Source organism: Sphingobacterium sp. LZ11T8 (assembly GCF_024261425.1).
In the GTDB taxonomy this organism is placed as follows: Bacteria; Bacteroidota; Bacteroidia; order Sphingobacteriales; family Sphingobacteriaceae; genus Sphingobacterium.
Map to the genome: position 1 here is coordinate 366,737 of NZ_JANBZY010000004.1, position 25,597 is coordinate 392,333.

The window sequence follows — 25,597 nt, forward strand, 5'->3', positions numbered from 1 at the left end:
GAGCGAAGAATCTATTTTTTATTTTTTTTAGGAATCGTTCTCATCTCGAATCGTAAGATGAGAGAACCATTTTTTATTGTTTTAGGGTCGGAATGGGGATTCGTAGAAAAATATTTCACCCACGCTGTGGGTTCGCCGATAGATTGTACATTTTTCTACAAAGATTTCACCCATTACAGGGGTTGGACCTAGAACGGTTCACATTTCTACAAAGATTCCACCCCCGCTGTTGGTTTTCTACAAATGTCATCCTTCCGAAGGAAGCCCTTTAGCGCTGGCTCATTTCCAATGGCGGAAAAATGGAAAGAATGCCGTTGACCCGTGCGATGGGATTGGCCTTAGAATGCTTCCTGAATATCATCCCATCAAAAGGGATGATATTCAGGAAGATATTCCCGACATCAAGGCATTCTTTTCATGTGTGTTGGATTGTGCGAAAAGCCATCTTAAATGAGCCGAAGCCTTTTGGTTACTTTTGGGCTTCAAAAGTAACGAAGAGAATTGGTATCCATGAGTACCCTCGCGTTTTGGTTAATTTGGGCTTCAAAAGTAAGAGAAGGGTTGGTATCCATGAGCAGCTTCATCGGTTTGTTTACTTTTCCGCGAAAAAGTAACAAAACCTACTTACTAGCCTCCAGCTGAATTGTTTTTCCGTTTTTCTCTTTCCTTCCCTTTGCCAGTTTTTTGGAAAGTGCTTCAGCTTCAGAAATAATGTCATTGATATAATGAACTTTCTCTTCCAGGACCTCGGGTTCCAAGGTGAAACCTAACTTCGTCATATTCACCGACAAACCAACCAAAAGGGCATTGATCCGATAAGCTAGGGTCTGGAAATGTGCAATATCCGCTTTAAGGTATTTTCCTTTAAGGGGTTCTTTGGCAAATTGGTCAAGGGAATCATAGGATTGTGCCAATGAAGCCTGGGTAGACTTCCTAAGGAGTCTCAAATCATAATAATTCAGGTTGCCGGTTTGGTAGCTCTCTTCAATTTTATGCAAATAAGATTTGAAATGTTGGAGCATAGCATTGGTACTTTGTTCTACGCTGCGATAATGGTTGATAGGAATTGCTAAACAACCTAAAACCGCGAAAATCGATCCCAATAAAGTAAATGCAAAACGACTGCCTAATAGGTCTTGTATATTGCCTTCATGGATATGCTGTCCTAACAAGATGGTAATGGTGATAAAAATCACACAGACCAAATAATTGGGCTTGTTGAAAAGCAGGAATAAATAAAGACAAAATGCAGCTATGGCGATCAACACCCAAGCATTTTTTATATACACTAGCAATAACAGGCTTATTGCAATGCCGATAACAGAACCGACAATACGTTCGTAATTTCTTTTTTGGGTATTGGTATAACTAGGTCTTGCCACCAATATGATAGTCAACAAGATCCAAGAAGCATAGCGATATTCGGGAAGGAAATACCCTATCAGCCCTCCAGCCATCAAAAGGGCAGACATGCGGACTGCATAAGAGAAGATCGGAGATTTAAAGCTTAGGTTCTGCAGGATTGTTTTGATGTTGCTCTTAGGAGCCACAAAATCTGCGTAATTCTTGCTCTCCACCAAGGTAATGTCTTGATAGATCTCTTTGGCTTGGATCTTTTGCAAGATGTCGGCCACGTGCCGTAATTGCGTGCTGATGGAGCAGATCAAGATCCATTTCTCAGGTGAAGCATCAGCCTCCTCCGTTTCCAATTGCAAGAGAAGCTCCTCTAATTTATATCTTTTGGTGAATTTGTTTTGCCCGATCTTTTGACTGGAAATAGTTAATCTTTTGGTTTCCTTGGACAGGAGGTACAAGGATTGTCGGATCAATTTCAGCGTGTTTCCTCCTTTTAAGGTCTCTCGGATATGTTCGTAGTCATTGTCAATGGCCATCAACAATTCATAGAGATCGACTAATTGGTATAGTTTGGCGAGCCATATTTTGCTCTCCAGGTCTGCTTCCGAATGCAGTTTTTTATCCCGAAGGAGAATGGATCGGATAGCTTCCAATTGATCGCTTAATTTCGTGTGCAACGCACTTAATTCCTTATATGCCTTTGGTAAAGATTCCTTTTCATCATAACATGCTATTTTTAAGCGGATCAATTGTGCCATAGTCTTCAAGCCGCCATCTACAGCATATCGCAAGGAACGATGGGGATGTAGGTAAACCTGAATGATACAGACCATAAAAAAGAATAAGGCTCCTGCGGTAACGGAAAGACTAAAGCTGATCGGATCATCAGGTCTTAGGCCAATCGTGAAACTGGCAACGATGAGCCCTAGGTTTCCGACTACATTTACCCGAAAGCCTAACAAGGCAATAATGGTATAAATAAAGCCATAGATCCCTAGAAGCGGAACAACTACCCAGGATTGATGGAAAAGGGCAGTGGAAATGCTTAGTGCTGTAATAAAGAAAATCGGAAGACAATAAGCCGCAGTACTTAATTTGTCGGTTTTGTTTCCAGGCACATCGGTCAATGCCGCTAGGAGGGCTCCAACCGCAAAAGCTACCGCAATAGCACCATCAATAAAGAAAAAGATGAAAAAACTGGGAACTAAAACGACTAGGATGTTTCGAAGTGCATCTAGACTTGATTCTGTCTTTAAAAATGATAATAACCTCGAAAATAAAGCTGCAACCAATATTTTATAATTGAATTAATTTATTACAGCGCAAAAATAATGATTCCAATCGGTTTTTGAAATATGATATGGAGTAAAATTTTTCTGACAAAATATTATTTCAGTTTTTCTAGTTTTTATTTAGTTTAATTTTGTTCTATTTTTTTATTTATTTTCTGTTTTTAGAAACTTGTAGACCATTCCGAGTAGAAAATACTGCCTTAAGGTTGTAGTCGAATTGAAATAGGTACTGTTCGAAGAAGTTCCAAAATAATTGGATACGTTTTGGTTTAAAATATCAAATGCGGACAATTTTAATTCACCTTTTTTTAATATGGGGTAATAGATGGATGCATTGACGATATGTAGGTTTTGCCGCTGGTTATTGATGCCTACCACTTGGTTCTTAATGGTATATGAGCTTTCCAATCTGAAATTCTTGATATTGTTCAATAATAATGTAGCTCCATATTGCTTTGAATTATTGTTCATGTCCTTGAAGTTTTCAGAATCGAACTTAAACTTGGTGTTATTGCTGTTGAATTCAAACATAGGGGTAAAGGTGAAGGCATTTTTATAGGTTAGGGTCATTGTGTTATTGAAATTACTATAAAAGCCTGATGCAATATTTTCCTCTGTATTCACCTTGCTGTAGGTGTCCTGAAGTATTCCGTAGCCGAAAGAATTGAAATTCAAATTCCAGTTTTTGTTTTGGAATATTGTTTTTGAAAAGGAAACATAGAAGTTTTTTACCTCGGTAGGTCCAGCTTGATAAAACTGACCACTGCTAAAGCTGGTCTGGATATCATAAGTACTGGAATGGGCGATGCTATTGGAGTTCTTGGAAAATCCGCCTGATAGATGGAGGTTGATTTTTGATTTTGTGAAGAACTTATTGTAATAAACCCTGTAGTTTTCCTTTAGATTGTTTTCGAAAAATGGACTTGCCATTCGAAGATAATTGGGTGACAAATCTGATTTTACGGTTACGATGGAATAAAACCTTGGGGTTTCTAGCTCTTTATTATAGTTGAAATTTAGACCCTTATAGGAGAGGTTTATATCCGGGAGCCAATGGGATTCTTGCGTATTTCTATTTTCCAATTTTTGATAATAGTCAAAATGGTTGGAAAAGGAACCCCATTTGAGGCCAAAGGAAATGGGTAGGTTTTTTATGATTTTCAGGTTCCATTTCGTTCCAACAAAATACTTTTTATTCAGCAAGCCCTTGTTGTTAGCAACGTCATTCCGGCTTTGAAGGATATCTGAATTTATGCTGTTTAGAATATCTTCTGTGGAGGTTTCTTCATTTAAGTTCTGATGTCCAAAAACATCAAAATTGACCTTTTTGCCAAGTGGAACCTGTAAATTGACTTGGTGCGATAAGTTGAAAGTATTTGTATTGCTGTTTTGTTGGCGAACCTGATGAAATACACTGTCATTCAATAAAAAAAATCTAGAAATGGAATTACTAGCATCTTGATCTTCGCTATTTTCGTTCGAGATCCCCTGATTTATGGAAAGTAACCATTTGTTTTTAAATTTCTTTTCTGCATAAAGGTTATGACCATAATTTAAGCCCTTTTTTGAATCTTCATTCTGATATTCTCCCTGAGTTACCTTTTGCAAGTTGTTGCGCCAACTTTCACCATTTGCATTAGAAGAGGATTTCCCTCGATTGCCAGATAGGGAAGGAGAGAAGGTCACTTGGGAAGTGGTATCGATATGGTATCTCAGAAACCCTCTTAACTCATGTGTGAACCTTGAATTATTGGAATTATCCGTGTTACTCAGCTGTTCTGCAATCTCGTTATAAAAGGAATTTACTTCGTTTCGACTATCGTAATAATAATCATGCTGTACATAGTTGTACATCAAATTGACCTTCAGTTTTTTCTCAATGTCATAATTGATATTTACACCTGCAGAGATTTGGTTCATTAAACCGTTTGTGCCATAGCTAGCATAGTTTTGATTTTCCGCCCGATTCATCCCGCCATGTTCATTGAGTTCAGAATAATCAAATCCTTGTCGGTTAATATTGTTGGCAAAACCGATAAAACTGACCTGCAAGGTATCCCTGAACGTATTGATCAATGCTCCAGCCTCATATCGATCCCGCGTGGCTGCCCCTCCATAGAGCTTGCCGAAATTGGCCTTTAAAAACTCTCTTTTCATCTTTAGGTTTAGGACTATCGGTAATTGGCTATCGTCTAAAATCTCCCTTTTTGATTCCCCTTTATCCTTGATGACCTGGACCACGTCGATTAAAGAAGCATCCAAATTTCGGGTCGCTATTTTCAGGTCTTGGGCAAAAAAATCTTTATTGTTTACCCGGACACTTTGAACCTGCCGACCTTGATAATAGATTGTCCCATCAGCGTTTACCTGTAGCCCTGGTAACAAACTGATCAATTCCTCCACATTTGCATTAGGTCTCGTCTTGAAATAGCTGGCTTTATATTCCAAGGTATCCCCATTTAATCGGATCGGTGGAACAGCCGTAATTTCAATTTCCTCGATAAAATTCCCTTTCATGATGATACTGTCCATTTTTAACTTTTCATTGGGCTTTAAGTTGATTTTCTTTTGAAAAGCCGAACTGTTGACATGAGAAATGAAGAAGGTCAATTCTTTATTGGTCGGAATCCTGACCAATTCAAACTCTCCCTTATCATTGGTCAACGCATAGGTAACAACCAAGAAATCCTGTTCGGAAACTAGGGAAACGGTCGCTTTTTCTAAGGGCTTAAGTTCGGAATCAAAGACCTTTCCTTTAATGCCAGCATTATTTTGTGCTTGCACAAAACTGATCATGGATACAAGGAAAATAAGGAGGTAAATTTTCTGCATAAAGGTTAATAAAAGTTAGTTAACCTAAATTAGATTATTTTTTTTGACTAATAATTCCCGTACACAGGATTTAACATTATTTAGCTGTTTCAGGCAAATGGTGGTAGGTTAAAAAACGAAAGCCCCAACATCTGTTGAGGCTTTACTTTCATTTGATAGATAGATGTGAACTTAAATCCTTGTATAAAACTTGGTGAGTTTTATCAATAGTTCGTGTAATCTTTAAGCTGGAATCATACCATGTGGGTCGATTACATATTTCCGCGCAGCTCCTTTGTCGAAATCTGCATAACCTTGCGGTGCTTCATTCAAACTGATCACCTGAACATTTACGGCATCGGCAATTTTGATCTTATCATATAGAATAGCGTTCATCAATTGGCGATGGTACTTCATGACAGGACATTGTCCTGTGTGAAAGCAATGTGATTTTGCCCAGCCCAAACCAAACCTGATCTTTAGGTTCCCTTGTTTAGCTGCTCCATCTACCGCTCCGGGATCTTCTGTTACGTACAGTCCCGGAATTCCGATCGCTCCACCAGCACGGGTGATTTCCATTGCCTGATTCAATACCACCGCTGGTTGTTCCTCCGAACTGCCCCCATGCGAATGGGCTCTCGCTTCAAATCCTACACAATCCACAAAACAGTCTACTTCCGGAACACCAACGATGGCAGCAATCTGTTCCGATAGATCTTCACCTGTATTTAAGTTTACCGTTTCGCAGCCAAAACTTTTGGCTTGTGCTAGACGTTCCTCATTTAAATCGCCGACGATTACTACTGCTGCCCCCAACAAATGGCAGCTCGCTGCACATGCCAATCCAACAGGACCAGCACCTGCTACATAGACTACCGAACCTGGACCTACACCTGCAGATACTGCACCGTGAAAGCCCGTAGGGAATATGTCAGACAACATCGTCAGGTCGCGGATATATTCCATCGCCTGTTCATTGTCTGGAAATTTCAACAGATTAAAATCTGCATAAGGTACCATGACATATTCTGCCTGGCCACCAACCCAACCGCCCATATCTACATAGCCATAGGCAGCACCCGGACGTGAAGGGTTTACATTTAGACAGATCCCTGTCTTTCCCTCTTTACAGTTTCGGCATCTTCCGCAGGCAATATTGAAGGGAACAGAAACAATGTCACCGACATTGATGAATTCTACATCCCTTCCTTTCTCGACCACCTGACCTGTAATTTCATGGCCTAAGACCAATCCTGCGGAGGCTGTTGTCCTGCCTCGGACCATATGCTGGTCGGATCCACAAATATTGGTCGAAACGATCTTAAGGATAACCCCATGTTCACACTTGCGGTCTCCCAAGGCCAATTTCGGATAATCTATTTCCTGTACCTGGACCTCACCGGGTCCCATATATACAACACCGTGATTTTGACACATAATAAATAGCTTTAATTAAAAATTGTGGTTTTATTAATCTGCATTATACAGCAGAAGCACCTGCAGCAGCAACCGCATGGTCATCCTCAACGGTACTGCCACTTACGCCCACCGCACCGATAATCTTGCCGCTGGCGTCCTTGATGACAACCCCGCCTGGGAAAGTAATCAAGCCATTATTGGAATGCTCGATGTTATAAAGGGAACCTCCAGGTTGTGATAACTTGCCGATTTCTCCCGTATCCATATTAAAGTATCGAGCAGTTCTCGCTTTCTTCTGTGAAATATCAATAGAACCCAACCAGGCATCATCCATCTTGTTGAAGGCAACTAAATTAGTCCCCGAATCGACAACGGCTATATTCATTTTTACTCCTAATTCCTCAGATTTTTTAAGGGCTGCATCTACAACTTTTCTTGCTTGTTCTAATGTGATGTTACTCATAGCTTATGTTTTTTAAGTTTATAAACATAAAGTTATCCCATAATGGTCTGGATTTGTATAAGTATAGTTTCATTAAGTATTACGATAGTTCCAAAAAATAAATTTAACTTTAGGCTATAGGTAATCCTCCAATACAAATGAACAATACCATTGACTTACTGTCCTTACAGACTCCCGAACACCTACGAAGTGGTCAGGAACACCAAACTCGCTTTGATTGTGGCGAATTTGAAGTCAATATATTTGAAACCTTTCAATCGTCGACCAAAGTCAAGATTACCTATAAAGGGCTCTCTATTTCCAGTATGATCCGTGGGTACAAAACGGTATATACCAAAAAAGGAGAGAGTATTAAGTTCCTGCCCGGAACTTCTTTGATCTTACCTGAAGGGGAAACTATCTATGCTGATTTTCCAGAAGCAGACCTGAAAAATCCCGTACAATGTGCGACTATTCTAATAGGAAAGGATTCCCTAGAGAACCAACTCAAGTTCCTGAATGACAATTATCCTGAAAATGAAAGCTGGAAACTGGATTTCTCTAATTTCCACTTTAATAACAATCCTGGATTGGTACGTGCTTTCAATGAATTGCTCCAAGTAGCCACCCAACAAGATCCGAATATCACTTTGAGCGATCTATTGCTCAAGTCACTCTTGATCAGGATCATGGAGTCCCAAAAAGAACATGAAAAGGAACAAAATAGCCTGACCGCCAATAGCCAGTTGCATGTAATCAAAAACTATATCCGCGAAAATCTGGGACAGACCCTGAATACGGAATTACTGATGAAGATTGGTAACTGTAGCAAGAGTACACTGCACCGCATGTTTGAAGCGTATTGTGGAAAGACTCCCGGTGCCTATATTTTGCAGGAAAGGATGCTCAATGCTCGAAACCTACTCCTACAAGCTGATTCCAATGTTTCTGAAGTTGCCTATAAAACTGGCTTCAGTTCCTTGAGCTATTTCGTAAAACAGTTTAAAGCTTTCCATAACTGTACCCCTGGAGATTTCATCAAGAAATTTGGGAAATAAACCAACTTTTTTTAAAAGTTTAACCTTCTTGCTGGGTTTTGTTTTGACCTGTAAAGCAAGGGTCGAAGCATGCTCGGATTTTCGGAACTGTTTCATACTAAATTGTTTATTAAAAAAATGAAAGATTTGTTGAAAAAGAATATGCAATTCTTAGGTTTAGTGCATCCTATATAAAAGGAAAGTTGAGCTAGTGCTGGCTTCTAACTTAAAATATATATGATTTTTAGCTATGTACATGGATTGAAAATTGTATTTTTAGTTTAGTATCCTTGGAGTGTAAAGCAATTTCAATAACCAACATTCGATCTAATCCAATAGTTATGAGTGAAAAATTCTTAATTGATGAACAGACCTTACAAGATATACAGCTTAGAGATAGGCATAGCCGTACCATTTTAGAATTCTTTGATCATACCATTACTGACGGTGGGATGTTCCATTTAATGGATATTTACTATAATCCTGTATTGGATGTGGCTGTCATCAAGGACCGGCAGATGAAGATCCGTCGTTTAGAACCAGTGGCTGATCAGGATTTTCTGTTTTACAGGGTGATTGTAAAAGATTTGGAAAAATATGTCAAATCCTCACACTCTGGCCGTGCGGCTTCGCTGACCTTGATGGATTTTATCGGCGTAAGAAGTCCTGCTTATTATTATAAGAAAAGGTCAATTCAGGAAGCATGCGACTTTATGATCAAGTGCCGCGACTATTATATGCAGATCAACAAGGATATACAATATCCCGATGTGGAAGAGATCCTTCAATTAATCGAGGATTGCCTTTCCATGATTTTCAAAAAGAAGAAATATGATGCCGATAAATTGCGGATCAATATCTTCAACATCGAGAATTTTGACAAGATGGTCCGTTATACCTTGGCACCAAAGATCAAGAAGATCATTACGTTCTTTTATGAGATCGATGCTTTCTTGTCTGTTGCAAAAGTATCCAAGGCGCATGGATTTTGCTATCCCGAGGTCTATCCCAAAAATCAGACGGGCGTAATAGAGATGAAAGGTGTATATCATATCTTCCATAAACAACCGGTAAAGAATGATGTGAGGATGGCCAGGGATAAAAAGATCTGGTTTTTGACCGGAGCTAACATGGCCGGTAAATCATCCATTATCAAAACAATTTCATCTGCACTTTATTTGACCCATATTGGTTTCCCAGTTCCGGCAGATTCCATCAAGACGGATTTGATCGATGGCGTCTTTACCAGTATTAACCTTCAAGATAATCTAGAAATGGGCTATAGCCATTTTTATGTGGAGGCGATGCGTTTAAAAACAATTGTGGACCAATTGCCTAAGGATTCCAATGCGGTTATCATTTTGGATGAGCTGTTTAAAGGTACCAACCACAGTGATGCTTCCAACGCGATATTAAAGGTGTTGCAGAATTTAGCCGAAGTGGATGGGCCCTATGTTATCGTATCGTCCCATATCACGGAGCTGTCCAAGGAACTTGAGCATATTCCATCTGTTGGATTCTTTAAGATGAATATTGAAAGCGATCCTGAAGGCTTGCCTATTTTTACCTATAAGATCAAGGAGGGAGTTGCAGAAGAAAAATTGGGCATGTGGCTGTTGAAGAAGAGTGGTGCATTTGACTCCATTGATAAGATCAAGAATACCGAGACAACAGCTTCTTAATGAGTTATAAAAGGCCTACAAACGAGGTAACATAATTATTTCAGAAAAAACACCTTCAAATATCATGGAGGTGTTTTTTATTCGTTAAATTTAGAGTAACTTATTCCCAAGGCATTTGCTGATCGGCAGCTCAATGCTTGAATAAACCTAAATCATAGCTGTATGAAAAGATTCATTCCGAGATTCGAAATGCTAGCCCTTCTGGCGGTTCTTTCCTTTCTGTTTTTTTCCTGTACGGGACAATCTAAACCTGTGGAAAATAAGCTGGAGGAAGCTGAAAATATGGAAGTAGGCGTAGGTCTGTATTCATTTAATCGATTCCCTTTTGAAAAATCAGTCGAAATGGCAAAAGGAACCAATGCCCAAAAAGTGGAAGGTTTTTCCTTTCATAATTTAGGGGGTCGGTTCGGGGGGAAAGTTATAGCAAACCTATCAGATGAAGAACTCTCGATGATGAAAGGCATTTTGGATAGCAATCAGGTTCAGATGGTTTCCATGTATGCCGATGGAAAAACGATAGAAGACTGGGAACAATTATTTAAGCAAGGCCAAAAGTTGGGCTTACAGTTTTTGGTTGGGGAACCTGATCCATTGTTACTAGATAAAATCAATGAATTGGCAGGACAATATAAGCTACCCTTGGCCATTCATGAGCATGCCAAAGGACTGAGTCGCTATTGGCATCCCGACAGTGCGATGGCAGCCGTAGAAGGACGAGAGCATCTCAAAATCTGCGCAGATATTGGTCATTGGGTACGAAGCGGACTCGATCCAGTGGAATGCTTGCAAAAAGTAGAGCACAAATTATTGAGCTTGCATGTCAAAGATCTGGATGGTAGTGGGAATATGGAGGCGAAAGACGTGGCCATAGGAGCAGGAGTGATAGATTATGATAAAGTATTTGCTGAATTAAAGCGTCAGGATTTTTCTGGAGAAATCTTTATTGAATGTGAGCATAATTGGGATAATAATTTTGAGGAAGTAAAAGAATCCGTAAATTATATGAGGCAAAAAGCTAAATAAACCTATTGATAACAATAAGCTACGACATATGAAACTAAGAAGCAAAGAATGGTTTGCTAGAAAAGGCAAGGATGGCTTTATCTATCGTGCATGGATGAAGAACCAAGGTATTCCAGCAGATATGTTTGAAGGAAAGCCTGTAATAGGCATCTGTAATACATGGTCAGAACTGACGCCATGCAATGCCCATCTTCGTGATTTGGCAGAAGCAGTTAAAAAAGGCGTTCTGGAAGCAGGAGGGTTTCCGCTTGAGTTTCCGGTGATGTCCTTGGGGGAAACCTTGATGAAGCCAACCGCTATGTTGTTCAGGAACCTCGCCAGTATGGACGTCGAAGAATCCATCCGTGCGAATCCGATGGATGGAGTTGTGTTATTGGTAGGCTGTGACAAGACAACACCCTCATTGGTGATGGGAGCCTGTAGTGTGGATCTTCCGAGCATTGTGGTTTCAGGTGGAGCCATGTTGACCGGTAAATTTAGAGGTAAGGATATCGGGACCAGTGATGTTTGGCGATTTGCAGATGACTCTAAAAAAGGACTGGTATCTGAAGAAGAGATGAATATGGCCGAAGCAGGGATGTGCCGTAGTATTGGCCACTGTGCAGTCATGGGAACAGCGTCAACCATGGCCGGAATGGTAGAGTCCTTAGGCATTACCTTAGCAGGCAATGCGGCAATACCTGCCGCAGATTCCAGAAGAAAGGTGTTGGCAAGGATGTCGGGAAGAAGGATCGTGGAAATGGTCAAGGAAAACCTGAAATTATCCGATGTCCTGAAACGCGAAGCTTTTGAGAATGCGATCAAGGTGAATGCCGCTATTGGTGGTTCTACCAATTTTGCTATTCACTTGATGGCCATTGCTGGTAGAATCGGCGTGGACTTGAACCTGGAAGATTTTGATCATTTCTCGAAAGATATTCCCTTGGTTGCCAATCTACAACCTTCAGGAAAGTATTTCATGGAAGACCTGTATTATGCGGGCGGTATACCGGCTGTGATGAACAGTATCAAAGGTTCATTGCATGCTGATATTTTAACGGTCAGTGGAAAGACCGTTGCCGAGAATATACAAGACCACAAGAGCCTGAACGATGATGTGATCTCGACGAAAGAAAACCCATTCAATCCTATTTCAGGTATTGTAGTCCTCAAGGGGAACCTCTGTGAGAATGGGGCTGTTTTGAAACCTTCAGCTGCAACACCTGAATTGATGAAGCATACGGGGAAAGCTGTTGTTTTTGAAGATATTGAAGATTATAAGAAAAGGATAGATTCGGATGATCTCGATGTTGATGCCAATTCGGTTTTAGTCCTGAAAAATGTAGGCCCAAAGGGCTATCCGGGCATGCCTGAGGTCGGCAATATGGGGATTCCGAAGAAGTTGCTCGATGTCGGAGTGACGGATATGGTCAGAATATCGGACGGGCGTATGAGTGGTACCGGTTTTGGTACGGTGGTTTTGCATGTGTCTCCTGAATCTGCCATAGGGGGTACCTTGGCTTTGGTTCAAAATGGGGACCTGATCGAGTTGGATGTGGAAGCTAGGAAATTGAATCTATTGCTAGATGATGCAGAATTGGATAGTAGAAGGAAAAATTTAAAATTAAATCTCAATCAATTTACCCGTGGGTATTGTAAGTTATATGTGGACCATGTGGAGCAGGCTCATTTAGGAGCAGATCTGGACTTTCTAAAAGGAGGTTCTGGTAGTGAGGTGCTTCGAGATTCCCATTAACAGGGGTTAAAAGAAATTATATGGAACAAAAAAGATTTGTAAATAAAACTGCAATCGTTACGGGAGCCGGTAAAGGCATAGGCTTTGAAATAGCTAAAAATTTGATTTTGGAAGGGGCTACCGTAATTTTAAATGATGTAGATCCAGATTTGTGTGATGAAGCTACCGCCAAACTCAATGAAATCGGCACCTGTTATTCCTTTGCAGGCGATGTGTCTGAAGCTAGCTTTAACAAGGACCTTGTTGACTTTGCAGTATCAAAGACGGGGACTTTAGATGTGGTAATGGCCAATGCTGGTATTACCTTGTTTGGGAGCTTCCTGGAGTATAAGGCGGAAGATTTATATAAAGTGCTACAGGTCAATATTGGTGGCACTTTCTTTTTGGCCCAAGCTGCCGGTAAATATTTTATTGAACAAAAGAAGAGAGGTAGCATTCTGTTTACTTCTTCGGTGACAGGGCATCAGGCCCATAAGGAGCTTGCAGCCTATGGAATGACCAAAGCTGCGGTAGAATTATTGGCGAAACACTTGGTCTTGGAGCTCTCCCCTTATGGGATCAATGTCAATGCCGTAGCCCCAGGGGCAACCTTGACCGAAAGGACCATGGAGGATCCGAAATATAAAAAGACCTGGGCTCATTTGACACCAATTGGTTCTGCGGCATATCCAAGCGATATTGCGCAGACAGCACTCTTCCTGGTCAGTGAACAGGCAAGACATATTACGGGACAGACGATAGTGGTAGATGGTGGTTGGTCTGCTGTAAGTCCATCCCCATTTTGAGAATGAAAATAGGTTATGAAAATAAATTCAGTGTAAAAGTTAAAAACAGATTGATTATGGAAAACAGAAAGTTGAGGATGGGCATGATCGGCGGGGGACAAGGGTCTTTTATTGGTGCAGTACATCGTTCTGCAGCCTTATTGGATGGGAAGATTGATTTGGTGTGCGGAGCATTCAGTTCGCGGCCAGAGGTTTCTGCCCAATCCGGAAAAGATTTGGCCTTGCCGGCAGACCGTGTTTATTCTTCTTTTCAAGAAATGATCGAAAAGGAAAAGGAATTGCCTGAGGATATCAGGATGGATTTCGTTTCCATAGTAACACCCAACCATGCCCATTTTGAACCAGCCGTGCTCGCTCTGAGAAATGGTTTCCATGTCGTAATCGATAAACCGGTAACATTTACCTTAGAAGAAGCTAAGGCCTTGGCAAAAGTAGTGGAAGAAACGGGCTTAATGTTAGCCCTGACCCACACTTATGTGGGGTACCCCATGGTTAAACAAGCCAAAGACTTAGTTGAAAAAGGTTTGATAGGCAAGATCCGCAAGGTTTTTGTGGAATATCCGCAAGGTTGGTTGACCAAGGGGATAGAGAATTCTGGCAGTGTGCAGGCAGCATGGCGTACTGACCCGCAAAGAAGTGGGAAAAGTGGATGTATGGGTGATATTGGAACCCATGCGGCACATTTGGCAGAACATATTTCTGGTTTGAAAATAACACATCTATGTGCCAATTTGAATATTTATGGAACTGATCGCGTCATCGATGATGACGGTGATGTCCTGTTGAAATTTGAGGATGGCGCCACGGGTGTATTAAGTGCATCGCAGGTGGCTACTGGTGAAGAAAATGCGTTGAAAATCCGCATTTATGGGGAAAAGGCAGGATTGGAATGGAAACAGGAAGAGCCTAATTCCCTGTTCGTCAAATGGGATAATCAACCGATTCAGATTTATAGGACTGGCGGGAACCAGGTATATCAGATGTGCGAGGCAACTGGAGCATTCACCAGAACTCCAACAGGACATCCAGAAGGCTATATTGAAGCTTTTGCCAATATCTACCAATCTTTTGCAGCTCGATTGTTACAAAAGATCACAGGCAACCATGCTGAAATCGCTTTTCCAGCTTATCCAGATATTGAAGAAGGTATTCGAGGTATGTTATTTATTGATCGGGTTTTGGAATCCAATGAGTCCGAAGCAAAATGGACAGCATTTTAATACAAAAAACTCATCATTTGATGAGTTTTTTCTTTTTATTGCCCGTTTATCCGCTTAAAATAATAAGCCAAAATTATATCATAAAAACATGAATTATTTCATTGTATTTTAGCGGATTAATTATTAATTTTTAGTCTGAAATATAATCTTAAATTATTAAATAATTTCTATAATAAAAATTTTATAAATTATTAATAATCAGTTTGTTGTAATTGTTATTATTGGTTAATTTGATAGAATAGCATGAATTTTTATTTATCTTTAAGCCTCTAAACTGATCAATTATGCTAAACAGAAAGGAATGCCAGCTTTCGATAAGGCAATGGCAATCATCGAAAGGCAATATAAATGAAATATTGAGGGTTTTTCCTCCTCATTTCATGTTTTCTGTAACTGAAGAGAGTAGCAGCTGGGTTCTGAAGAATAATGAAAACGAATGTTTTGTTATCAAAATGGGTATACATGATGATAAAGCGATCGTGATATTCTATCCTTTAGATAAAGAAGGTAATGAGATTGAGTTAAAAGAATATCCTTTTTCCTATTTAGGTCCATTGGAGGCTGAAATAAAATTTGTCGAGCAGGAGGTCAAGACCCAAACGAAAGTAGCGGTGTTATCCTGTGATCTAAAGGTTACCTCACGGGTCATTGAGGAGTCACAGCCCCTATATCAACATCAGATAGAATGTCAGGATACGATATTGGAGCAGGTTGAGGACTGGAGAAATGAGTCGGCTGATTGGTTTTTTTAACAGATCAAGGAAACCAAAGGGGAAAGTATTTTCAATTTATTCCATGTACCGATAGAGGATCTAGAGGGTGGAAATCGGGATATTGTAGGCTTATTTGCTTTAAAATATTCAAAAATATATTCAGAGGTGCTACCAACCATTATTTTCGTCCATCATGAAGGGACAGTTTTGGGAAATTCAAAATTGCATTCCATCCAGACGAATTTGTACAATTGGTCGCAGCCTTGTCCACCATTTTGTAAACCAAAAGGTGGTTAAACCATTTTATGAAATTTAATTATGCTCTTTTTTTACTTGACAATTGGTTTGTCCAATGTCATGTTGTTGCTAGCGAGTCTTTGGAATATTAAGTACCATTTTGAGTTCAGTACCCCAGCAAGAAACCTTAGGTATTTCCTTCTTTTTCTCTTGGGGATCGAACTTGTTTCGAAACTGTTGATCTATGTTTTCTCTGTAGGGAAAACGGAGTTTTTGTTCAATATTTTTGTTGCCGGTGAACTCTTATTATTAACGAATTTTACCAATAGTATTGTATCTAAGAAAAGCAGGCTGTCCATGGTTTACCTGGCACTGTTTTTATTTTTAATAGGAGGTGCTACTATTCATAATTTCATTCAGGTAGTGACCTGGATGAAATGGATAAAACCAATCTCCAATATTATTATAGTTTTTGAATTAGGCAGGTGTTTATTGCATGCATTGAAATCGGATTTTAAAGTGAATAATCCTGGTCTCTTCCATGTTTTGTTTGCCCTATTGCTCTATTACTTTGTGTCGACTATACTGTTTTTGATTTTAAATCAATTGAGTAACCTAAAGATCGAGTATGCTGGCTATCTATGGTCAATAAACAACATTCTGTCCTGTAGCTTATATGCCGTATGTCTGTATTACTTTTTTTCGTTTCAAAAATCTACATCGAAATCTATGAGATAATCATCTTATTGGTTTTGGCCATAATGATTGTGCTTTTTGTGATCGTCCTGTATAATCAATACTACAAGAAAATCCAGGAAGAGAATGATCTGCGGCACCAACAGGAGCTAAAGTTTCAGACAGAGACGAAGGCTCTTGCCATCAAAACGCAGGAGGAGGAAAGGAAACGGATTGCAAGGACATTGCATGACGAAATTGGCAATAAATTGCAGGTGCTTAAACTGAATTTAATTTCCAACAAAGATCAGATTGAGGCTCAGCAATATGTAGGCCTGAGTGACAAGATTGACCAGCTGATAGATTCAGCAAGGGAGATTTCGCACCGGATGTATCCCGTGAACCTAGAATATTTTGGCTTGATCTTGACCTTGGAGGAATTGAAGCAAAATTTGATTGGATATGAGGTGGAACTATATCTGCATCAACAGTATCAGGAAAGACCCTTAGATTTTGAAGTTCAGATCTATCGGGTAATCTTGGAATTTGTCAGCAACACCATAAAACATGCTAAAGCGAATAAGATTTCGATCTTGGTCCGTGACGGCAATTATTTTCTCAGTTTTCTCTTAAAAGATAATGGGAAGGGCTTTGAAAAGATAAATTCTAATGGGATGGGGGTTTCCAATATTAGCAATCGGGTAGAATTATTGGATGGTAAATCCAAATTGAGTTCGGCTCTGGGCAAGGGAACTCGGCTGATGATGGTGTTTCCAAAAATGGCGGTATAATGAGTGAAATGAAAATTGCATTGATGGATGATGAGTCCTTATTTATTGAAGGACTGAGTATGCTGATAGGAAAGATCCCTAATTGTCAGGTAATCTATAAGAATACAGACCCAAGTACCCTGATCGCTGATTTCATGGCCATGGATGAAAACCTGTTGCCAGATATCTTGCTTTTGGATATTCAGATGGAACCTATTTCAGGTTTGGTGCTCGTGGAACAACTCTTGCCAAGCTTTCCTAAAGTGAAGATCTTGATTTTATCCTCCCATTATAAGTCTAATATGATTGGGCATATGCTGAAATTGGGGGTTTCAGGTTTTCTACCTAAAGTTATTGATATTGAAACATTGCAACTGGCCCTAGAAACGGTGTATAACACTGGAGTGTATGTTACAGCTTCAGATTACCAATTGCTGCACCAATACCTCAATAATCCCAATAAGAAGGTATCCTTTGACCTGAAGGACCAATTGACCGACCGAGAAATTGAAGTCATCCGATTGATCTGTGAGGAATATACCAATATTGAAATCGCAGAACAGTTATTCCTTAGCAAAAGGACCGTTGAAAGTCATAGGCAGCGAATCCTGGATAAATTGGGGCTTAAAAACACCGTTGGTCTGGTGATCTATGCCTTAGCGAATGAATTGTTCGTTCCCAAGAAATAAGCATTCCGTATAAATACCTAATTGCAACTTGCCGTTTTTGTGCTCTAAAAAACAGGGGCGAGGTTCATTAACTTTGAGGTATCAAGTTCAATAAAATAGTTAATTGCTAAGAATCTAAGACCAATCTGTTATGACACGTGAATTGAATAAGAAACCAGAAGCAAATGTAGAGACAAAAGGATCTACCTTTTGCGATCCGAATTTGACCAATTATATCAACAGTATTGTAGCTTATAAATTTTTGTACAATGATTATCTAGAAGACCTGAATTCTGGACATGCAGAAATCAAGGTCAGGGCAGAGAGCTATTGGCAAGATAATCTAGCGAACTTGGAAGGAAATATCAAGATTGCATTTCAGAAAATGATCGCTTGCAAAAGCAAGTTTATCGATGATGCCCTATATATTTTCGAAAATACAATTCGGGATAATAAACGGATCAACCTCTATGGGTGATACCCATATTCAAATGTACCATACCATGTTTATTCAGGCTCTGAGCAGCTAATTATTTTGCCTGAGTAATTTATTAACTAAGTAATAATGTTAAAGTTCCTAACGGTCAGTTTAGGAACTTTTTTTTTGATGGAAGGTCGTAAAATGCGAAAGGAAAATTACCTACATTTGATGTTGTAACCAATTAGAAACCAATGAAAACGAACCCTAAAAAGAGGAAAAATGCTGATTTGTTTTTTCTCATCTGCATGCCTATTTGTTTGCTGTTCTCCAATTTAGGCTATGCGCAAGAGGCTGTCAATGCTCAGATTACTCAGCATTCTCGGGATGGGAAAGCGAAATATGATGCCGGACAGTATTCTGCGGCAATATCAAGTTATACATCAGCCTTGAATTTGAAAGCGGTAGATTCCATTTACCTTAATCTTGCGGCAGCCTATTATCTGAATGGGGATTATGGAAAGGCTATGGATGCCATCAATTCGGGCCTAAGCCTAAAGCCCAACAATACCGGTCCATATCTTAAGTTAAGAGGAGAAACCTATTATGTTTTGAATAATATTGATGCTGCCATCGCTGAATATGATGAGATCATTAAGGTTGAAAGCGATTGTGTGCCTTGTTTTATCAATAGAGGCAAATACAAAACAGATATTGGTGAATTTGATGATGCCATTGCGGATTTTACTCAGGCGATATCATTGTCTGACACTTCCTCAGTAGCCTATTATCAAAGGGCAAACGCCAAATTCATCATTCAGGATTTTGAAGGAGCCTTAGAAGATGCGGAGAAATCCATTGCACTCAATCCGAAAAACAGTTCGTCTTTTTTTACGAAAGGACTCGTTAATACAGTGATGGAAGACTATAAGTCAGCCCTTAGTGCCTTTTACAAGGTTAGTGAACTTAGTCCAACTTTTGAGCCGGCCTATCTTGGGCGTGCCTATATTTTTGGGAGAACGAAGGAATATTTGGAGGCCGTAAAAGAGTTAAATCAAGCAATTGCCTTTAATCCTAGGAAATATGAATCTTTTATGAACAGAGGGACGATGTATTATTTTATGGGGGACTATACAACGAGTTTAAAGGATTTCAGTAAAGCCATTGAGATGAAACCTTCGGAAGAGGAACTTTATTTTAGAAGATCGAAAGTATATAATGCCAATAAAATGTACAATGAGGCACTAACTGACCTGAATAAGGCCATAGAAATGAATCCTGACTTTTATGACTATTATTTTCTTAGGGCAAATAATTATGAAGCCCTAAATAAGTTTGATCTTGCATTGAAAGACTATAATGTAGCCCTTGAAATGAACCCATTAGATTACAGGGTATTCAGGATGAGAGCTGGCCTGTACAAGAAATTAAACAAGACCACAGAAGCTGAGGCTGATCTTGAAAAAGCAAATGAATTGGAAACAAAAAGTCAGAATTAGCTATTATTGTAGGAAACACAACTTTTAATATCATGAAGATCAAATTCCTGATTTTTTCCTGCCTGTTATTTTTAAGTTCTTGTTCTGTTAACAAAACAGATCAGCAAAAGCTAAGTAATACCATTGAAATTGGGGAGTATGAATTTGATTTTCCTGCCGATTTCAAAAAGGTAGAGATGCAGGGAATTGATTCCTATGTAGGCCATGTCGTAGGGGATAGTATCAAGTTTTATTTTGATTATGGTTGGTACTCCAATAGCTTGAATGAGAGAGAACAAAGTATGCAATATTATGTGGAAAAGGACAGTTCGAATCACCTGTACAGCAAGGTGCTTTGGCCGAAGGAGTCTGTGGTTGGTATTACGGGCATCCATGTCAGAAGAATGCCAGAGACTGTAGAGGAAAAGGTGCAAAATTCTTTAACGCTGACGGCGGACTCCCTAAATGCTCAACAGCAGGAATTGGCCAAACGTATTTTTAAGACAGTAAGATTAAAGGACAAGAAGAAGGATTAATTGATAATTATCGCATTCGGGTCTCTGTGGATCTTTGCTAGGTTTTCCCGCCAACGCTGCAATTCTTCTGGACTGAGCCTGGGCCAATCGGAAATTTCAGCTATGATTTTCAATGCAGCTGTACTACGGTAAGATTGGGTAGGGTTACCGGGGAATTTCTTGTCGGTAACATTTGGGTCATCCTCAAAATCGCCAGTAAGTTCTACCATGTAAACACGAGGTTCCGCATCTCCAGGAGCTAGTTCAGCTGCCAATCCCGCACCATTCACCTGCTGGGTAAAATAGATTTGATTCATGATTACGTCTGGATGGTAGTTTGATTTTCTTCCAGCAGTCAGGAGGTCGCCAACTTTTAAATCGGCTTTTGTGCCATGATAAAACGGGCCGTAATTGCCTTTTTTCAAGTCTTTAGCATACATGAATAGTAAGTTTAATTTTTAGGATTTTATATTCTTTAGAACGCTTTATTTTTCATCATATTATTTCAAAAAATAATTATCTTTATCTTGCTTTAGAGGAAATCCTTTAATCCAATAATTTATTTCAAACCGACCTTTTTCCTTAAAATTGAAGGGTCCTAAACCTATGTCAAATAACATGTCAAAATCAATCCATTCGGTATTTTGCCGGCTTTCTATTCTTACTGTCCTGATTTGTATGTTGCTGCAAAGTGCTTCATCTGCAGTAGCAAAAACCATGTACATCCAACTTAAAGTCTATCATTTTCAGCAGGCCCATCAAGAACAACAATTAGATCAATATCTCAGTAATGCCTATTTGCCAGCTCTGCATAAGTTTGGATTTAAGAAAGTTGCGGTTTTTAAACCGTTGAAGAATAATGAAAATGCTGATAAACTGATTTATGTCCTAACTTATTCAGATCGATTGGAAAACTTTGCCAAGTTGGATGTTAATTTGGAAAAGGATAAGCAATATCAGGAAGCTGGAAAGTCATATTTAGATTTAGCACATAACAATCCGCCATTTCAAAGAATAGAAACTATTTTGATGCGTGCCTTTGATGGAATGCCATTTGTGGAATTACCTAAACTGAAATCTGATAAGAGTGAAAGGGTATATGAATTAAGAAGCTACGAAGGTCCAACTGAAAAGCTTGCTGCCAATAAGGTTTCCATGTTCAATAATGGAGAGATCGATATTTTTAAGAAATTGAACTTCAATGCTGTGTTCTACGGCCAGGTTATCGCTGGCAGTACAATGCCTAACCTGATGTATTTGACAACATTTGAGGATATGGCTGATCGTGATGAGCATTGGAAGGCTTTTGGACCGCTTTATAAGCCTATGAGTGAAATGCCGCAATATCAGAACAATGTTTCTAAAAACGTGACTATCTTATGTACACCTACTGCTTATTCTGATTATTAGGGGTAGAACATTGATATTTCCAAAAAAACCAGTGCTAATAAATCTATTGGGTTCACTTGTTTAAACAAAAGTCGTTTTATATTTTTATAAAACGACTTTTGTTTTTAACAGAGATTTTGAATCTGTAAAACTATAAATCCGGGTTTGAAAATTGACCTCTAATCCTTTTTCCCGACTTGGTATTTCACCTAATTATTCACTATTTATGAGAACAAAGATTCCTTTTATTCATTATTGGTATTTCACATTTTTCTTTATTACGGTTCTATCTTGCCAGAAAGATAAGATTTCACCTGAATTATCTACAGAAAATGAGTTGGTTAGTTTCGGTTTTGATACTGATAAACAGACAAGCTTATTGTTTGATATTGAAACAGAGATCATAGGCGATACCATTTTTGCCCATGCCCTAGTAGGTACAAATGTTCAGGCATTGGTTCCTGACTTTGAACATATAGGTGCTAAGGTTACGGTTGATAATGTTGAGCAGACCAGCGGAAAGAGTAAACAGGACTTTTCTAAATTGGTAAAATATACATTCGCCGCTGAAAATGGTGAAACAAAAAGCTATATAGTCAAATTTGTTGATACAGGGATTCCTGCTATATATCTCTCTACCAATGGAAAGCCGATTGAAAGCAAAGATGATTATGTCAGCGGTAGCCTAAAAATAACAACTGGCTTTGAAGGAAAGGTCGTTTATGAAGGTGTTACGGAAGTTAAAGGCCGAGGTAATTCTACTTGGGGAATGCCTAAAAAGCCATATAGAATTAAGTTAGATAAAAAGGCTGCCCTATTGGGTATGCCAGCTGATAAAAGTTGGGCATTATTGGCCAATTATGGCGATCAATCGCTATTACGTAATGAAATAGCCTTTGAGGTCAGCAAGAGATTAGATATGGGCTATTCACCTCGACAACAATATGTAGAACTGTTTTTAAATGGGGAGTTTATGGGGAATTATACTTTAACCGAACATATCAAAGAGGGGAGCGATAGGGTAGCCATCGATGAGGACAATGGGGGTTTTATCCTTGAAGGTGATGGATATGCCTATTCTGAACCGGTACATTTTATTACCGATCAGAATATGCCGGTAACAGTGAAATTTCCCGATGAAGATGAAATTACTCCTGCCCAATTGGATTATATCACCAAGTATGTGGGAACTTTTGAGAACAGTCTGTACAAAATAGGAGATCAAGCAAATTCCAATTATCAAGATTATTTTGATTTAACAAGTTTTGTGAATTACTATCTGGCTAATGAGTTATGTGGTAATTCGGATATGCTTTGGAGTATGAGAATGTACAAGAAGAGCAGTTTGGATCCCAAGATTTATGTAGGTCCAGTGTGGGATTTTGATCTAGCCTTTAATAATGATAAGCGTCTCGGTAATAGCCAAGAGGTAATGATGCTCCAAAGGGCTCATGAGCCAAGAGCATGGATGAACAAGTTAATGATAGATCCTGATTTCAAGAAATTGGTGAGAACACGCTGGAAAGAAGTAAAATCGAAAATGGAGTCCATGCCTGAGTTTATAGATCAGCGGGCTAAAAAGATCAATTATAGTCAGAAATATAATTTTAAACGCTGGGATGTTTTGGGCAAAAACATCAATCAAAGTTGGTATGTAGGGGTAACCCATCAAGACTATGTGAATTTTGTTCGTAATTATGTATCAAAAAGAATAACATGGCTGGATGGGGTAATCAATGGGCCTCAGTTTGACTAGCCTTAAAATAGGTAATGTATAATCAGTAACCCGATTAATAATAGTAGGATTCGGTTGTTCCGAAAAGGGATTTGATTTGAATGGAATAAAAGGCTTCAACCTCGTTGAAGCCTTTTTAAATTTAAGATTTTTACAATTCAGCTGATTGTTGCCAGATATTTATTCCGCCATCTTTTGCATACTGGTCGATTTGCCTTAATTCAGCATCGGTAAACTCAAGATTTTTTATTGCTCCGACACAATCTATTACCTGTTGGACTTTACTCGCACCAATCAAGGCAGAAGTTACTTTGCCTTTTTTCAATACCCAGGAGATTGCCATCTGTGCTAGGGTCTGGTTTCTGTTTGCGGCGATTTCATTTAATGCCCAGATGTTTTTTAAGTTTTCTTCTGAAAGGAAATTCTTATTTAAGGATTTATCCTGATTCGCACGACTATCCTGAGGGACCTCATTTAGATATTTATTCGTCAACATTCCTTGAGCAAGAGGAGAGAAGACAATTGAACCCAGTCCTAAATCTTCCAAAGTGTCCAATAATCCGTCGTCCTCAACCCATCTGTTTAACATGGAATAGCTAGGTTGATGAATAATAAATGGAGTACCCAGGGACTTTAGGATATCATAAGCCTCTTTTGTCCTTTGGGCATTATAGGAAGAAATACCAACATATAAAGCTTTTCCAGAGCGCACTATTTGGTCTAGGGCCATCATTGTCTCTTCCAATGGTGTATGAGGGTCGAAACGATGGGAATAGAAAATGTCAACATAATCCAATCCCAATCTTTTCAAGGATTGATCACAACTAGCTATCAGGTATTTTCTGCTTCCCCATTCACCATATGGACCTGGCCACATTTGATAGCCAGCTTTGGAAGAAATGATCAATTCATCCCGAAGGCCGGCAAACTCTTCTTTTAAAATCTTTCCGAAAGCCATTTCAGCACTTCCAGCTGGAGGGCCATAATTATTCGCAAGATCAAAGTGGTTTATCCCTAGGTCAAATGCTGTGGTACAGATCTCGACCTTTTTGCTGTGTGGCGTGTCATCTCCGAAATTATGCCATAATCCTAAGGAAATCGCCGGTAAATGTAAGCCGCTTTTTCCACAGCGGTTATAGATCATCTTATCATAACGATCACTTTTTGGTTTCCAGTCCATGGTTTTTATCAGTTTATTGCGTTAAGTTTTCGTTCCAAGGGATGATATTTCGAGAAGAATCGCCTTTAGAACCATACTAATTTAGCATTTATTGCTGGTTTTGAGCCTATAAAATGCCATTATCATGTTAAGGTAATTCTATCTTCTCTTTCCCTAAACATACAGACCATGATTTTTAATTTAAAGCAATTTTTCTGACTTTTAGGAATCACTAATGGTTAATAACATGAAGAAAATATTCTCAAAAAGCATTGTTCTGGTCCTTTTTCTGGCATTTACATTCCAATCTTGTACTCAAAATAATCAGCAAGGGAAGACTAATGGTGCATTGTCAGACAGTACCGATGCGGTAACAAAAGATACAATTGTAGGAACTACGGATAAAAATCCGGGAAATCTTCAATTGTCAGATAAGAAAGTTAAATTTCTATGGCGAGAAAAGAAATATAATGAGGAAGTGAAGGCAGATGTCAGCAGTATTGTCCTCAATGAAGATTACATCAAGACCATTTCAGATCCAGAAAAAGCTGTTTTAGGATTGATAGCAACCTTTGTAGGCAATGAATGTGCTTGGGATGGCGATGCGAAGGAAGATAGGAGCAATCTAAAATGTAAGATCCTTTGGGCTCTAGATCTAGGATATCAATGTTCTTCAAAGCAAATGGATTTTCTAAGGCAATGGTTCCGCGCAGAACCTAAGATCCTGGAGGAATTAAAGAACTGTCCTACAACACCTGATGGAGCAACTATTCAAGATACGTTTGATGAAATTAATCTAGAGGTAAAGGGCAATCAAATATTGGTTTCTTTTAAAGCTAATGGAATAAATCTGAGGGATGCAACATCATGGAACTGGACTGAGGACCATACCTATGAATTAAGAGGAGATGAGTTGTTTTTAATCAACAAAAATGTATCTGAGAAAAAACAGAGTAAGATTTCTGTTGGTGAAAACTAAAAGTAATAGAAAAGAGAAGCTCCCCGATGCATGGCGTATGGGGAGCTTAGCAAGTTCTC

The 25,597-nt window shown here is 39.1% G+C and carries 23 protein-coding genes; 17 read left to right on the forward strand and 6 right to left on the reverse strand.

The window, feature by feature from the left end; translation table 11 throughout:
- The first annotated feature begins 299 nt into the window (after positions 1–299).
- Complete coding sequence (locus NLF99_RS12070) at positions 300–614, forward strand: hypothetical protein (RefSeq protein ID WP_254528493.1); 315 nt, start codon at positions 300–302, stop codon at positions 612–614.
- A gap of 6 nt (positions 615–620) precedes the next feature.
- On the opposite strand, the gene NLF99_RS12075 is transcribed toward NLF99_RS12070, so the two are convergent.
- The 4 genes from NLF99_RS12075 to NLF99_RS12090 form a co-directional block, all read right to left on the reverse strand.
- On the reverse strand, positions 621–2,648 hold the full coding sequence (locus NLF99_RS12075) for an FUSC family membrane protein (RefSeq protein WP_254528495.1): 2,028 nt from the start codon (positions 2,646–2,648) through the stop codon (positions 621–623).
- 144 nt (positions 2,649–2,792) lie between these two features.
- Entirely contained in the window at positions 2,793–5,480 is a 2,688-nt protein-coding gene (locus tag NLF99_RS12080; RefSeq protein WP_254528497.1) for a TonB-dependent receptor, read from the reverse strand.
- A gap of 222 nt (positions 5,481–5,702) precedes the next feature.
- Entirely contained in the window at positions 5,703–6,896 is a 1,194-nt protein-coding gene (gene fdhA / locus NLF99_RS12085; RefSeq protein ID WP_185211556.1) for a formaldehyde dehydrogenase, glutathione-independent, read from the reverse strand.
- A 43-nt stretch (positions 6,897–6,939) separates the two neighbouring features.
- Positions 6,940–7,341: a heme-binding protein gene (locus NLF99_RS12090; protein WP_185211557.1), complete on the reverse strand. Its 402-nt coding sequence runs from the start codon at positions 7,339–7,341 to the stop codon at positions 6,940–6,942.
- A 137-nt stretch (positions 7,342–7,478) separates the two neighbouring features.
- Between NLF99_RS12090 and NLF99_RS12095 the strand changes: the two genes are divergently transcribed.
- From NLF99_RS12095 to NLF99_RS12155, 13 genes are all read left to right on the forward strand, one after another.
- The gene (locus NLF99_RS12095; RefSeq protein ID WP_254528499.1) at positions 7,479–8,378 is read left to right on the forward strand and encodes an AraC family transcriptional regulator; all 900 of its coding nucleotides are present in this window, start codon (positions 7,479–7,481) and stop codon (positions 8,376–8,378) included.
- Between the two features lie 320 nt (positions 8,379–8,698).
- The gene (locus tag NLF99_RS12100; RefSeq protein WP_254528501.1) at positions 8,699–10,039 is read left to right on the forward strand and encodes a hypothetical protein; all 1,341 of its coding nucleotides are present in this window, start codon (positions 8,699–8,701) and stop codon (positions 10,037–10,039) included.
- Between the two features lie 162 nt (positions 10,040–10,201).
- On the forward strand, positions 10,202–11,062 hold the full coding sequence (locus NLF99_RS12105; RefSeq protein ID WP_254528503.1) for a sugar phosphate isomerase/epimerase: 861 nt from the start codon (positions 10,202–10,204) through the stop codon (positions 11,060–11,062).
- A gap of 28 nt (positions 11,063–11,090) precedes the next feature.
- Positions 11,091–12,797, forward strand: a complete 1,707-nt coding sequence (locus NLF99_RS12110; RefSeq protein WP_254528505.1) for an IlvD/Edd family dehydratase — start codon at positions 11,091–11,093, stop codon at positions 12,795–12,797.
- 20 nt (positions 12,798–12,817) lie between these two features.
- Positions 12,818–13,582 (forward strand): SDR family NAD(P)-dependent oxidoreductase, encoded by a 765-nt coding sequence (locus NLF99_RS12115; RefSeq protein ID WP_254528506.1) that lies wholly within the window; start codon positions 12,818–12,820, stop codon positions 13,580–13,582.
- A gap of 56 nt (positions 13,583–13,638) precedes the next feature.
- Positions 13,639–14,802, forward strand: coding sequence for a Gfo/Idh/MocA family protein (locus tag NLF99_RS12120; RefSeq protein ID WP_254528508.1), 1,164 nt, complete (start codon positions 13,639–13,641; stop codon positions 14,800–14,802).
- A gap of 284 nt (positions 14,803–15,086) precedes the next feature.
- Positions 15,087–15,554 (forward strand): hypothetical protein, encoded by a 468-nt coding sequence (locus tag NLF99_RS12125; protein WP_254528510.1) that lies wholly within the window; start codon positions 15,087–15,089, stop codon positions 15,552–15,554.
- A 279-nt stretch (positions 15,555–15,833) separates the two neighbouring features.
- Positions 15,834–16,490 (forward strand): hypothetical protein, encoded by a 657-nt coding sequence (locus NLF99_RS12130; protein WP_254528512.1) that lies wholly within the window; start codon positions 15,834–15,836, stop codon positions 16,488–16,490.
- The gene (locus NLF99_RS12135) at positions 16,436–17,218 is read left to right on the forward strand and encodes a sensor histidine kinase (RefSeq protein WP_254528514.1); all 783 of its coding nucleotides are present in this window, start codon (positions 16,436–16,438) and stop codon (positions 17,216–17,218) included. Before NLF99_RS12130 ends, NLF99_RS12135 begins: the two co-directional genes overlap by 55 nt.
- Complete coding sequence (locus NLF99_RS12140) at positions 17,218–17,886, forward strand: response regulator transcription factor (protein ID WP_254528516.1); 669 nt, start codon at positions 17,218–17,220, stop codon at positions 17,884–17,886. The genes NLF99_RS12135 and NLF99_RS12140 overlap by 1 nt, the downstream gene beginning before the upstream one ends.
- 130 nt (positions 17,887–18,016) lie before the next feature.
- Positions 18,017–18,343: a hypothetical protein gene (locus NLF99_RS12145; RefSeq protein ID WP_254528518.1), complete on the forward strand. Its 327-nt coding sequence runs from the start codon at positions 18,017–18,019 to the stop codon at positions 18,341–18,343.
- Positions 18,344–18,537: 194 nt separating this feature from the next.
- Positions 18,538–19,782, forward strand: a complete 1,245-nt coding sequence (locus tag NLF99_RS12150; protein ID WP_254528520.1) for a tetratricopeptide repeat protein — start codon at positions 18,538–18,540, stop codon at positions 19,780–19,782.
- A 32-nt stretch (positions 19,783–19,814) separates the two neighbouring features.
- Positions 19,815–20,297 (forward strand): hypothetical protein, encoded by a 483-nt coding sequence (locus NLF99_RS12155; protein WP_185217143.1) that lies wholly within the window; start codon positions 19,815–19,817, stop codon positions 20,295–20,297.
- Here the strand turns inward: NLF99_RS12155 and arr are convergent.
- A complete protein-coding gene (arr, locus tag NLF99_RS12160; protein ID WP_254528522.1) occupies positions 20,294–20,716 on the reverse strand; it encodes an NAD(+)--rifampin ADP-ribosyltransferase in 423 nt (140 codons plus the stop codon). The two genes, NLF99_RS12155 and arr, sit on opposite strands and share 4 nt — an antisense overlap.
- Positions 20,717–20,894: 178 nt before the next feature.
- Here arr and NLF99_RS12165 point away from each other — a divergent pair, with 178 nt between their 5' ends.
- Both NLF99_RS12165 and NLF99_RS12170 read left to right on the forward strand, forming a co-directional pair.
- Positions 20,895–21,686 (forward strand): NIPSNAP family protein, encoded by a 792-nt coding sequence (locus NLF99_RS12165; RefSeq protein WP_254528524.1) that lies wholly within the window; start codon positions 20,895–20,897, stop codon positions 21,684–21,686.
- Between the two features lie 205 nt (positions 21,687–21,891).
- Positions 21,892–23,421 carry a CotH kinase family protein gene (locus NLF99_RS12170; protein WP_254528526.1) on the forward strand — a complete coding sequence of 510 codons (1,530 nt, stop codon included), beginning with the start codon at positions 21,892–21,894 and terminating at the stop codon, positions 23,419–23,421.
- Positions 23,422–23,551: 130 nt separating this feature from the next.
- On the opposite strand, the gene mgrA is transcribed toward NLF99_RS12170, so the two are convergent.
- The gene (gene mgrA, locus NLF99_RS12175) at positions 23,552–24,580 is read right to left on the reverse strand and encodes an L-glyceraldehyde 3-phosphate reductase (RefSeq protein WP_254528528.1); all 1,029 of its coding nucleotides are present in this window, start codon (positions 24,578–24,580) and stop codon (positions 23,552–23,554) included.
- Positions 24,581–24,806: 226 nt separating this feature from the next.
- Between mgrA and NLF99_RS12180 the strand changes: the two genes are divergently transcribed.
- Positions 24,807–25,538, forward strand: coding sequence for a hypothetical protein (locus tag NLF99_RS12180; RefSeq protein WP_254528531.1), 732 nt, complete (start codon positions 24,807–24,809; stop codon positions 25,536–25,538).
- The last annotated feature ends 59 nt before the right edge of the window (positions 25,539–25,597 follow it).